Source organism: Rhodoferax sp., assembly GCF_039922535.1.
GTDB lineage: Bacteria > Pseudomonadota > Gammaproteobacteria > Burkholderiales > Burkholderiaceae_C > Rhodoferax_B.
The window spans coordinates 1-10,135 of the sequence record NZ_JBDTEM010000009.1; the positions used below are offsets into that span (position 1 = coordinate 1).

Genomic DNA, 10,135 nt, shown 5'->3' on the forward strand with positions numbered 1-10,135 from the left:
TGGCCTCCGAAGCCAAGGGTCGTGGGTTCGATCCCCGCCAGCCGCACCATGCAATTCATAGAGAACCCAGCATCCATGCGGGTTCCCAGGCGATAACAGTGTCTTTTTGGTGTGTCAGTTGATGCGAAATAAAACCCCATCGACGGAACCCAAGGACATGGCCTCAAAGCTCCCAACAGGCGTTTTTCTACGTGGTGCGGTCTACTGGCTGCGCGTCACTTTGCCCCTTGAGTTGCGCCACCTGTACCCCAGGACGGCCAAAGGCACCCTGGCGACTGACCGGTATCGTGCGTCCCTGGATACCTCGATCAAGGCTGAGGCCAGCATCAAGGCCCAGGCACTAAGGGCCACGTTTGAGCAGGAGTTCCTGGACAAGCAGCGCGGCTTAGTGGCCCCCAAGCTAACCAAAGTCGCCCAGGCCATGCGGGAAATCATCGCCCAGGCGGTCTATGCGGCAGAGCTGCATGCGGACGCAGAGCAGCGCTGGGATAAGCAGTTCACATCCACAGTAGCCCAAGGTGCCCAGGTGGTCAGCGTGGACGTGGCCGACTTTGACCCCGAGAACTACGACGCAGCCGCCCTGGTCATGGCCGCGATGGCCCCAGCGCCTGTAGTTTCTCGCTTAGCCCCCTTGGCCCCCGATGTGCGTGCACGGCGGGACCGGCTGAACGCCAATCGGGCGGCATTGGTAGCGGATGCCATCGCCACGGGAAACCTAGCGGCCATTCTTCCCTTTGCTGAACTGCAAGCGAAGCGCCTGGGTCTGCTTATTGAATGGGATTCTGAGGACGGCGCTTTGACCCTAGAGGGTTGTCTGCAAGCGTATGCCCGCGCAAGGGACGCAGTGACACGCAGGGACGCTGGCAACATCGTGGACACACCGCCATTGCCCGAAGCCCCCCAGGACGCTAAGAGCACAAAGCCCCCTGCGCTGACCCTGCGCGACGTGCTGCCACATTGGGTAGCAAAGGCCCATCCAAAGCCGGGGATTCTCAAGCACACCAATAGGGCGCTGGCGCTGCTGGATCAGGCCGGACAGGCTCACCCACTGGTAGAGACTACACGCCCCCATGGTGCGGCTCTGAGGGGCTGGCTAACGGATGCCCCAGCACGTGGATTTGGGGATAAGACGGCGCTTAACTATTGGACCGCCCTGTGTGCCTTGTGGAACTCAGCGTTAGATGTTGGTCTGGTTACTGTCAATCCGTGGGCCGGAATGACTATCAAGGTCCGTGATAGCGAGAAAAGATCACCATTTACGGCTGAGCAGATGGGCCTACTGTTTGGTTCCAGCCTGTTCACTGAGGGGCGTTGGGACACCGTGGAGCATGTGGACCCTTGGGATGCATACATGGGGGTGATTCTGCTGCTGAACAGCGGTGCCCGAATTGGCGAGATAGCGCAGCTTGAGTGCGTGGATGTGCAGCGGGTGAATGGTCTGGATGTGATCGACATACATGGCCGCGCAGGGACTGTAAAGACCGCCGATAGCGTCCGCGTGGTGCCCTTGGCCCGTATGGTGATCGACCTGGGATTCTTGGAGTTTGTCCAGGCGCGGCGGGATGCCGGGGCCGTGAAGGTCTTCCCATCGTTCCACCGAGGTGGGAAGGTGCCACCGGGCGAACTCTTTACAGAATGGATGCGCCACTATCGTGACGCTGTGGGCTTGCCTGCTGGTCGCTTGGAAGGTGCGCACAAGTTCAGGCACACGATACGCTCAAAGCTGGCGGCGCTTCATATTGGCATCGAGACTGCGGACGCATTGACGGGGCATGCTACTGCGACTGGCTCAGGGCGCGGCTACACGCATATTGGCCTTCCTGGTGTCTTTGAAGCCATAGAGCGGATTGTCTGGCCCTTCAAGCTAACCCGCGTCTACCCAGCGGCTCCCGCGTCCCCTGAGTCTCCCCAGGCCGCCCAGGCCGCCCCGGCACACGCCACGGCCCTGTAACCGCCCCCGATTTCGCAGGGCGGCATGGTGCTGTCCTGCCCCGGTGTGGCGGCTTCCGGGCTTGTCTAAGCCGCCGCATTCTTGAAAGACGTAGATCATGTTCACAGCACAACACTTGGCAACCGCAGCAAAGACCTTTAGCGGCCTGCACATCCACCATATCGAAACCCTGGCGCAGGACTTGACGCGGCGCTTGGGGGCTCCTGTGGTCGCTGAGTACGGCGACACGGACACAGGGGACCAATGGGCCGCTTTGTGCATCGAAGAACTGCCCGAAGGCGCAGATGCGACACCGGGGCCGCTGGTGTCTATCCTGGCGGGCGCTGGGACACAGGGGGGCCATATCGTGATGGACGCGGATGGTCAGTGCGTAGGGTCTAGGGCTGGGAGTCTTGACTATGCCAGAGTCATGCCCAAGGCTCAGAAAGAGGCCCAGGCGGCGTATCGGTGCATGTGCGTTGGAGCTTGGGTAAACTGAGGACTAAGCCCAAATTTAGGCAAGGTAAAGATGCCTATCAACCTCGGAACCATCCTAGGCGTGGTCGTCATCGGCTGGGCCGTTTACGCATTCATCCGCGACCTGCTTGACGGTAAATGGTGGTAAGGGCTTTAAACGCTCTGTAGGGCGTTTTTAGGGCTCATGGCTACGCCGGTATTCCAGTGCCATCTAAAGCCCGCTGTGGCCCCGTCTGGGGCCTTTCTTGGCCTATTTCCCCGCCCTTCATGCTAGTGACCTACTGCAGGTGGCCCTGACATACTGGCAATCGGCGGTGCAGGGCGGTGGGCTTTGTTGTCGGGACCAACGAGGTGGCAGTACACAGTGAGCATCCCTAAGTATCTCTAAGTATCTATAGGTATCTCTAAGACACTTAGTGTCTCTAAGTATCTATACGTAGTGATACTTATAGATATACATAGAGATACTTAGAGTCCTTTAGAGATACTTAGGGGGCTTAGGGCATACCTGCTGCGTCATTGTTTTTGATCCAATATGGTCTAAGCCAAAGGCCCCGCTTAGTTCGTAGGGCTGTGCTGGTGCCGCTGATTTAGCCCAGAAAGAACGCAAACGCCATCATAGCGATGCCAATGGGTACACCATAGGTCATGGGTATCGCAAGGATCGCTAAGAGGCCCAGGAGGGCCAGGGAGATTCGAGTCATACGCCAGCCTGCACGGCCTACCAAAGTCCGATTTCACTTAAGTGGGTTTGAAGCTCCTGCGGTACGTTGTCGGTCAGAACTGCATACATCTCTGGTCGAATGAATCCTTGAGTCACCAACGCCGCGCCGCGCCGTCTCATGTAGTCTATTTCGCTTTCGCCCCAGAGAGGGAAGTGGATACCTATGGAGGGTGTGGTCTGGCCCGCTAAGACCAGAGCTAAGATCGCTTCTGTCGGGTTCATGCCGCCTTTTCGGAGCAATGAAGATGCGCGGCGAACGTCAATATTTGGTCTGCTTAGCAACGGCTCATCGCGCCCGAAGTGTTCGATCAAAGCCTGCCGCATACGGGCGTAGAACACCGTATCCTTGAAAAAACCGATCATCTACCAGCCCTCTTTATGTTTGACTAGTCTAGCCCCCTGGAACTGGTGGAGTTCATCAACGCCTCACGGGCTCCCGGTGCCGCTGAGTTACGCCACGCCGACTTCTTGGTAAAGGTGCCCCTGGTGCTGACTGGAGGTGAACGGAATTTTTCGTCCACCTACCGGGACGTACAGAACAAGGAGCGCCCTTGCTACCGTTTCCCCAAGCGCGAAGCCTGCTTGATGGCTTGGCAGGGATGGCTCAGTTTTGAGCTCAGTGGTTCCTAGGGACCAAGGGGTGCCCTCAGTTTTGAGGGGACTCAAGGCATACCCTGAGTTTTCAGGAAGTGGTGTTGTAGCCGTTGCCCCCAAAACTGGGGCCAGTTCGCGCCTTAGATTTTTACCCCCAAAAAATGCGCGGCCTATGGTGTTTCCGCCCGCCCGCGCTAGATTCCCCCGTGCACCCCGGCGGCCCTATGGCCCCGAGAAAACCCAAGGGGGCCGGGGTGGGGTGGGCTATTCAGCGGCAAGGTAGGCGTACACGCTGGCCCTTGAGATACCCAGCGTCTTTGCAATGTCCACCTTGGGCGTTCCCTGCGCCACCAGCTCCTTTAGGGTCTTGGTCTGCGTAGCATCCAGCGACGGCTTGCGGCCCTTGTAGGCCCCTTTGGTCTTAGCGATGGCGATGCCTTCCCGCTGGCGCTCTCGTATCAGGGACCGCTCGAACTGACCCACAGCCCCCAGCAACTGCAACATGAGCGTAGCCATTGCGTCATCCTGGCCCGTGAATGTCAGCCGCTCTTTGACAAACTCCACAGTAACGCCCCTGGCGGTCAAGGACTGCACGACCGCCTGGAGGTCACTCAGGGATCGGCTGAGGCGGTCCATGCTGTGCACCAGTACGTGATCGCCTGCGCGGACGTGGGTAAGCATGGCTTGGAGCTGGGGGCGCTCAGTGTCTTTGCCGCTGGCTTTGTCGGTAAAGGTCTGGTCCAGTTCTAGACCGTCCAGTTGTCGGGCTTCATTCTGGTCAACGCTGGATACGCGGACATAGCCGACCCGGTGGCCTTTGGTGGCCGTAAGAGCACCGGAGGCCGCTACGGGCGCAGGGGCTACGCTGGGGGCTGGGGGGCGCTGGGTTACCTTGGAGGGCTTGGACATGAGGTCTATTCCATAGTTGTGCATGGATAGAGTCTAAGATTCATTCTGGAATGTGTCAAACAATAGCTAAATTGACCCTAGATATACGCCATCCGGGCACCTTGGCAGTGTCTTGTAGGGGTGTACCCCAGACAGACGGAGGTCTAGCGTGCAGCTACCTCAAATTGAGGTGCAATGTCAAGGCTTAGCCTGAGACCTTTCGCGCAATGGCATCCCTCGATACGCTGAGGCAATCCAATCAACAGAAAAGGAATTTGCAATGAACGACATCAACCAGCTAGTCGCCGCCGGTATCAGGGCTACCAATGCCTACTGTTACTGGCATAACCGCCGAACGTGTGCAAATCTAAGTTTCTCTGACGATTATTACTATGCAGACGAACGCTTCAAAGTGGCAGAAGCTGAAGTTAACCGGATAGCGGAGCAGCTGCTAACGTATCGGAGGAATTTGGGTCAGCACTGAGCCTGAGTTAAAGGGGATGCACTGGATGCACTTTCTATGGATCAGCATGCACTTGTGCGCCTCTGTTTTTTTCGACCTTTGCACGCGGCTCTCATGAATCCCGAGCGCTATACTTTGTGCCTAGTGTGTCAATTTGATGCACCAAAGCACACTGACACATGGTGATATTTTCTAGTGAAATCAACAGCTTACGAGTGGTTTTTTACTAGAAAGACGGGTTCGATCCCCGCCAGCCGCACCATCTTCTCTAGAATAGGCATTTACCCTAGAGAACACCCATCGCATTGACCACACACACTCTTACCTCGCTTCTTGACACGCTGGATGCCGACGCGCCCCTGGCGCAGCGCCATCTTTGGCTGATTGGCCTACTGGACTGGATCCGCGGTGACAACCGGGCACCGGACGATGCGGTCAGCCGGGTGCAGCGGTTTCTGGATGCGGTATTCGCTCGGCCCGAGCTGCAAGTGCGTCTGCGCACCTGGTGGCAGGTACTGGCCGACACGGTGGACAGCACCATGGTGTTGTCCGACTATGGTTTTTCACCTCGCACCGCGTTTTTCAGCGAACTGGGTTTTCGGCTGCGCTGCAAGATGCTGCCCAGCACGCCCGAAACCACCGACGCAGCCGAACTCTTCAGTCTGGTGCTGCCCAACACGGCCGACGCGGCCTGGCTGGCGGCGCTGGATGCGGCCACCTTGGCGCGCATCGGCAATTTGCTGTCATCCCCGTCGCGCACGCCCGGCATCACGCTGTGGCAAAACGAACTGCTGCAGGCCATCACCTTTTGCAGCAACCAGATCATGGCCACCGGTGTGGCATCGGAGTTGCGCCTGCGTATGAGTGCCGCCGCCCGGCACGACGAACCGTTCAACAGCCTGTCGGCCGAGGTGGATGCGTTGCGCCGGGCTTTTATTGCCACGCCGCGCGAAGTGCCCGAGCTGGAAGCCGCAGCCCAGCGCCTGCGCGACCGGCTGGAGCTGTGCCGCCAGGCGGCTGCCAGCGTGTACCCGCACCTGAACGACCACGGTATTTCGGTCAACCTGGTGTTCATGCTGCGCCAGTTGCGCGAGCGCCTGCTGCGGGTGCGCGATCTGATGGATTGCCTACTGTCCGCCACGCCCGATGCCAGCGCCAGCCGCCTGATCGTGCGCCTGGCCTATGCCGGGCAAGAACGCCGCAGCCTGCGCGCATTGGTGCGTGGCAACGCCTCGATGCTGGCTGCCAAGGTGACCGAGCGCAGCGCCGAAACCGGCGAGCACTACATCACCCGCGACCGCAGCGAATACCGTGGCATGCTGGTCAAGGCCGCCGGTGGTGGCGCGGCTACGTCGCTGACCACCTTGCTGAAGTTTTTGATTGGCGCGGTGGGCCTGACGGCGTTCTGGGCGGGCATGTGGTCGGGCGCGATGTACGCGGCCAGCTTTGTGATGATCCAGTTGCTGCACTGGACGCTGGCCACCAAGCAACCCGCCATGACGGCCCCCGCCATGGCCGCCAAGCTCAAAGACCTGGGCAATAGCCGGGCGATCGAAGAGTTTGTCGATGAAGTCACCCACCTGGTGCGCTCGCAGGTGGCGGCGGTGCTGGGCAATGTGGGCATGGTGACCCCTTGCGTGCTGTTGATCAGCTTTGCCATGTTTTGGGGCAGCGGCAAGCACATGGTCAGCCGGGTCGAGGCCGACCATGTGTTCCACACGCTGACCCTGCTGAGCCCCAGCACCCTGTTTTTTGCGGCCTTTACCGGCGTGCTGCTGTTTGTGGCCAGCCTGATTGCGGGCGCGGTGGAAAACTGGTTTGTGCTGCACCAGCTGGATTCGGCTCTGCGCTACAACCCGCGCATTACCCGCGTGCTGGGAAGGGCGCGGGCTGACCGCTGGGCCCGCTTCATGCGGGAGCATATTTCGGGCTTTGCGTCGAACATCTCGCTGGGTTTCATGCTCGGGCTGCTGCCGCCGGTACTGGCCTTTGTGGGCCTGGGGCTGGAGGCCCGCCACGTCACCTTGTCTACCGGCCAACTGGTGGCGGCTGCGTCTGCATATGGCAATCTGGTCTGGAAGATGCCGATTTTCTGGTGGTGCGTGGCGGCGATTCCGCTGATCGGCGTACTGAACCTGACGGTCAGCTTTTTCCTGGCGCTGCAGCTAGCCCTGGGGGCGCACAGCGTCACCGGGCTGGACCGCCAGCGCCTGCGCTACGCCGTGCTGCGCCGCCTGCGCCAGCATCCGATGAGCTTTGTCTGGCCGGGCGCGCAAAAATCTGAATGAAATAGGCTGCCAGCGCAGGTGCTACCTGCGCTGGCAGCTATAAATTCAGGAGTCTTCGTCGGCTTCGGATTTCAAGGCCAGCGCGGCGGTGTACAGCACTTTGCGGGGTTCGCCGGTGATGTCGGCACAGAGTTGCACGGCGGTTTTCAGCGGCAGTTCGGCCAACAGCAGTTTCAGTACCCGCAGGTCTTGCACCGGGGCTTCGGACGGCGGGGCAGGGTGCACCACCAACACAAATTCCCCCCGCGTGCGCGACGATTGGGCGGCCAGCCAGGCCGCCACATCCTGCGCGGGTACGGTGGCGATTTCTTCAAACTGCTTGGTGATCTCGCGCGCCACCGTCACCGGGCGGGGGCCCAGGCAGGCCAGGCTGCGGGCCAGGGCTTCAATGCGGTGGGGTGCTTCCAGCAGCACCACGGCGCGCGTTTCGGCCAGCAGCGCCAGGGCGGCGTTGTCACGCTCGGTGGCTTTGCTGGGCAAAAAACCGATGAACACAAAACCCGTGTCCTGCACGATGCCGGCCGCACTCAGCGCCGCCGTGATGCTGCTGGCGCCGGGTAATGGCACCACCGGGATGCCCACGGCCCGCGCCGCCACCACCACCCGCGCGCCGGGGTCGCTGATAGCGGGGGTGCCTGCGTCGCTGACGTAGGCGATGCGCTCGCCCTGCTGCAGCCGCCGCACCACGTTGTGTGCGGCCTCGGTTTCGTTGTGCTGGTGCACTGCCAGCAACTGGGCGCTGGGCTTGTCAATGCCGTAGGCGCGCAGCAGGGCCTGGGTGTGGCGTGTGTCTTCACAGGCGATGGCATCCACCAAACCGAGCACGTGCAGCGCCCGCAGGCTGATGTCGCACAGATTGCCGATGGGCGTGGCCACGATGTACAGCGTACCCGCCGGATAATGCTGCGAAGCGGCTGCCTCCTGGGCGGCTTTCAAGGCGGAAGCAAAAGAAGCGCTCAATGGGTTTCCTCAAAAAGATGGGTCTGGTCCTGCCGACCACCAAACAGGCGGGTGATGCGGCCGAAGACCGGGCGCTGGCGCATTTGCAGGCCCAGGGCCTGCGTCTGCTGGAGCGCAATTATCGGACCCCTGGGCGCGGCGGCGGCGAAATCGACCTGGTGATGCGTGCGCCCGACGGCACGGTGGTGTTTGTCGAGGTCCGCCAGCGGGCCACGGCAGCGTTTGGCGGGGCTGCGGCCAGCATCAGCGCCACCAAGCAAAAGCGCATTGTGTTCGCCGCCCGCAGCTATTTGATGCGCTTGAACACCCCACCGCCGTGCCGGTTTGACGTGGTGCTGATCGAATATGCGGGCATCCAGTGGCTGCAAGCGGCCTTTGATGCCAGTTGAACTTCTCATTACAAATGGCCTCTACCAGCACAGGTATCATTCCGCACCATGATTGAACAACGCATTCAGCAACATTTCATTGACAGCGCCGATCTGAAGTACCAGTCGGCGCAGCCACTCAGCAAACCCATCGCGGCGGGCATCCAGGCCATGCTGGCGGCAGTGACCAGTGGCGGCAAAGTGCTGGCCTGCGGGAACGGTGGCTCGGCAGCCGATGCGCAGCACTTTGCAGCGGAGTTCGTGGGCCGTTTCGAGCGCGAGCGGCCCGAGCTGGGCGCGATTGCGCTCACTACCGACAGCTCCATCATCACCGCCATCGGCAACGACTACAACTTTGACGTGATCTTCGCCAAGCAGGTGCGCGCCCTGGGCCAGCCCGGCGATGTGCTGCTGGCCATCACCACCAGCGGCAATTCGGCCAATGTGCTGCTGGCCATTGAAGCCGCCCACGAGCGCGAGATGACCGTGGTGGCCATGACCGGCAAGGGCGGCGGCAAGATGGGTGCAGCGCTGCGTGAAACCGATGTGCACATCTGCGTACCGCACGACCGTACCGCGCGCATCCAAGAGGTCCATTTGCTGGTATTGCACTGCCTGTGCGACGGCGTAGATTCCCAGTTGCTGGGCGATATCGAACCTTCACTCTGACTTTTTCCCCAGACTTACGCAAGACCCTCTGTGTGCCCATCGGGCGACACTGAGGGCGCTGCGCCAGTCCTTCACATTTTGAAAGACTCCATGCACCGTTTTCTCCTGACCGCTGCGGCGGCTGTTGTTCTGGGCTCCAGCCTGTCGGCCTGCGTACCCTTGGTGATTGGTGGCGCGGCTGTGGGGGGCGCGTTTGTGGCCACCGACCGGCGAACCTCCGGTGCCCAGCTGGAAGACGAGGGTATTGAGCTGCGCGCCAACAACCGCATCGGCCAAAGCATGAGCGAAAACGCCCACGTCAACGTCACCAGCTACAACCGCCAGGTGCTGCTGACCGGCGAAGTGCCTACCGCCGCCGACCAGCAAAAGCTGCAGGATCTGGTGCTGAAGGTAGAGAACGTGCGCTCCGTGGTCAACGAAGTGGGTGTGCTGGGGGCATCGTCGCTGACGCAGCGTTCGTCCGACACGCTGATTACCGGCAAGGTCAAGGCCACCTTGGTGGACGCGAAGGACGTGCAGTCCAATACCTTCAAGGTCATCACCGAGCGCGGTGTGGTCTACCTGATGGGCCGCGTCTCGCTGCGCGAAGCCAACCGTGCCACCGATCTGGCCCGCAGCATCAGCGGCGTGCAAAAAGTGGTGCGGGTGTTTGACATCCTGACCGAAGAAGAGCTGCAAAACCTGACTCCCAAGCCGGCACCGGTCAGCACGGCTACGCCAGCCAAGTAATCGACCGGTTGAAACGACAACGCCCGCCAAGGCATCTCGGATGCC

General features: G+C 60.7%; 9 protein-coding genes. 6 read left to right on the forward strand and 3 right to left on the reverse strand.

Features of this window, described 5'->3' with window-relative positions; genetic code table 11:
• The first annotated feature begins 157 nt into the window (after positions 1-157).
• Positions 158-1,951 (forward strand): DUF6538 domain-containing protein, encoded by a 1,794-nt coding sequence (locus tag ABI213_RS00290; protein WP_348025628.1) that lies wholly within the window; start codon positions 158-160, stop codon positions 1,949-1,951.
• Positions 1,952-3,128: 1,177 nt separating this feature from the next.
• Here the strand turns inward: ABI213_RS00290 and ABI213_RS00295 are convergent.
• A complete protein-coding gene (locus ABI213_RS00295) occupies positions 3,129-3,494 on the reverse strand; it encodes a hypothetical protein (protein ID WP_348007194.1) in 366 nt (121 codons plus the stop codon).
• A gap of 45 nt (positions 3,495-3,539) precedes the next feature.
• Between ABI213_RS00295 and ABI213_RS00300 the strand changes: the two genes are divergently transcribed.
• Entirely contained in the window at positions 3,540-3,761 is a 222-nt protein-coding gene (locus ABI213_RS00300) for a hypothetical protein (protein WP_348007193.1), read from the forward strand.
• A gap of 228 nt (positions 3,762-3,989) precedes the next feature.
• Here ABI213_RS00300 and ABI213_RS00305 read toward each other — a convergent pair whose 3' ends face one another.
• Positions 3,990-4,634 (reverse strand): recombinase family protein, encoded by a 645-nt coding sequence (locus tag ABI213_RS00305; RefSeq protein ID WP_348007192.1) that lies wholly within the window; start codon positions 4,632-4,634, stop codon positions 3,990-3,992.
• A gap of 747 nt (positions 4,635-5,381) precedes the next feature.
• On the opposite strand from ABI213_RS00305, the gene ABI213_RS00310 reads away from it, so the two are divergent.
• Positions 5,382-7,364: a site-specific recombinase gene (locus tag ABI213_RS00310; RefSeq protein WP_348007191.1), complete on the forward strand. Its 1,983-nt coding sequence runs from the start codon at positions 5,382-5,384 to the stop codon at positions 7,362-7,364.
• 45 nt (positions 7,365-7,409) lie between these two features.
• Here the strand turns inward: ABI213_RS00310 and rsmI are convergent, their stop codons facing one another.
• Positions 7,410-8,324, reverse strand: a complete 915-nt coding sequence (gene rsmI / locus ABI213_RS00315; RefSeq protein ID WP_348007190.1) for a 16S rRNA (cytidine(1402)-2'-O)-methyltransferase — start codon at positions 8,322-8,324, stop codon at positions 7,410-7,412.
• Between rsmI and ABI213_RS00320 the strand changes: the two genes are divergently transcribed.
• The 3 genes from ABI213_RS00320 to ABI213_RS00330 all read left to right on the forward strand — a co-directional run bounded on the left by ABI213_RS00320 (position 8,324) and on the right by ABI213_RS00330 (position 10,090).
• Positions 8,324-8,713, forward strand: a complete 390-nt coding sequence (locus ABI213_RS00320) for a YraN family protein (RefSeq protein WP_348007189.1) — start codon at positions 8,324-8,326, stop codon at positions 8,711-8,713. The genes rsmI and ABI213_RS00320 overlap by 1 nt on opposite strands.
• A 48-nt stretch (positions 8,714-8,761) precedes the next feature.
• Positions 8,762-9,361, forward strand: coding sequence for a phosphoheptose isomerase (locus tag ABI213_RS00325; protein ID WP_348007188.1), 600 nt, complete (start codon positions 8,762-8,764; stop codon positions 9,359-9,361).
• 90 nt (positions 9,362-9,451) lie between these two features.
• Positions 9,452-10,090 (forward strand): BON domain-containing protein, encoded by a 639-nt coding sequence (locus tag ABI213_RS00330; protein WP_348007187.1) that lies wholly within the window; start codon positions 9,452-9,454, stop codon positions 10,088-10,090.
• Positions 10,091-10,135: the final 45 nt, after the last annotated feature.